General features: G+C 59.7%; 2 protein-coding genes. Both read right to left on the bottom strand.

Annotation, left to right across the window (positions count from 1 at the left end):
• Nucleotides 1–416 (bottom strand): nitrogen fixation protein NifQ (locus AC5ZG1_RS43885; protein ID WP_455999054.1); only part of this gene is annotated, 416 nt, incomplete at its 3' end.
• A 129-nt stretch (nt 417–545) separates the two neighbouring features.
• Nucleotides 546–1,430 (bottom strand): nitrogenase iron protein, encoded by an 885-nt coding sequence (gene nifH / locus AC5ZG1_RS43880; RefSeq protein ID WP_496136509.1) that lies wholly within the window; start codon nt 1,428–1,430, stop codon nt 546–548.
• Nucleotides 1,431–1,617: the final 187 nt, after the last annotated feature.

Genomic DNA, 1,617 nt, shown 5'->3' with positions numbered 1-1,617 from the left:
GGCTCGATCGCGCGACGCGCGATCATCGCAGCCAGCCAGTTGCCGATATCCCCTTCGGTCGAGCGTTGCGCGAGCAGGAGATCACGCAACATTGCGCCCTCATCGCTCTCATTGCGCTTGAAACGCAAGAGCAACTCCTCGGCGTTCATCCGAACCGACGGGAAGTACTGCTCCACCAATGCCGCCAGCTCATGGCTTGACAGACCGACCTTCTCGGAAAGAAGACCACCATCCATCGTGGCGAGCGCCAGAATGGACGCCAGCGCGTGGCGATCGAAATTGCTATCACTGGTTGTGTCGGCATCTGCGGGGTGCGCCCCAGTGAGCAGGCGATAGGTCGCAATTCCCCTATGCCGCCCACCGTTCACATCACTCGCTCTGGCAGCCATAAGCGGAAAGAATTGCGCTTCGAACATTGATGGCCGACCTTTCCACCGCGATCAAGTATGCTCTGCTGCATCGTGATGCTGGTCACGAGATCTTTCGCCGGAACGCCGGCCTCCCTCATTAAGCATTGGGAAAGCCGGCCTCCATCGGTATGCTCTTTACTCGGCGGCGAGCTCGGCGGCGGTCTTGCCGACGATGGACTCGTCAACTGGCTTCATGATGCCGTGCTCCATCAGCATGTCCTCCAGCTCATCCATGGAGATCGGGGTAGGGATGATGCCTTTGCCGCCATTGTGGTGGATCCTGGTCGCAAGATTGCGATAGTGATCGGCTTGCTGGGACTCCGGCGCATACTCCAGCACGGTCATGCGGCGCAGCTCCGCGTGCTGCACGACGTTGTCGCGCGGCACGAAATAGATCAGCTGGGTGCCGAGCTTCTTGGCGAGCGCCTCCGCCAGTTCCAGCTCCTTATCTGTCTGTCGCTCGTTGCAGATCAGGCCGCCGAGCCGCACGCCACCAGAGTTGGCATACTTCAAAATGCCCTTGGAAATGTTATTGGCGGCATACATTGCCATCATCTCGCCGGACATGACGATGTAGATTTCCTGCGCCTTATTCTCGCGGATCGGCATCGCAAAACCGCCGCAGACGACGTCGCCGAGCACATCATAGGAGACGTAGTCGATGTTCTCATAGGCGCCGTTCTCTTCCAGGAAGTTGATCGAGGTGATGACTCCGCGGCCAGCGCAGCCGACGCCCGGCTCCGGACCACCCGACTCGACGCAGCGGATGTCCTGATACCCGATCTTCATGACGTCGTCGAGTTCAAGGTCCTCGACGCTGCCGGCACTCGCCGCCAGGCTCAAAATCGTGTCCTGTGCTTTCGCGTGCAGGATCAGGCGGGTCGAGTCCGCCTTGGGATCGCAGCCCACGATCAGGATCTTGTGGCCCATTTCGGCCAGCGCCGCCAGCGTGTTCTGCGAGGTGGTCGACTTGCCGATGCCACCCTTGCCGCAGAACGCGATTTGTCTCAGTGAAGACATGTTGCTCTGCATCAACCGATTTGCCAAAGTTTGCGCGCTGGCTCGCGCGCCAGCTTTGTTTCTCTCTCAGAAACGAGGCACACGGGTTCAAGGGAAGGAGAGCATCGCTCGTCTTGCGCGTCTGCGTGCACTCAGCCCTCACTCAGTGTTGCTGCATCGTAATAGCAACCCCCGTGCCAAGGCTGTC

This window comes from Bradyrhizobium sp. Leo78 (genome assembly GCF_059512425.1).
The sequence above is the reverse complement of the archived record's forward strand: the minus strand, read 5'-3'. Positions and strand labels throughout refer to the sequence as shown.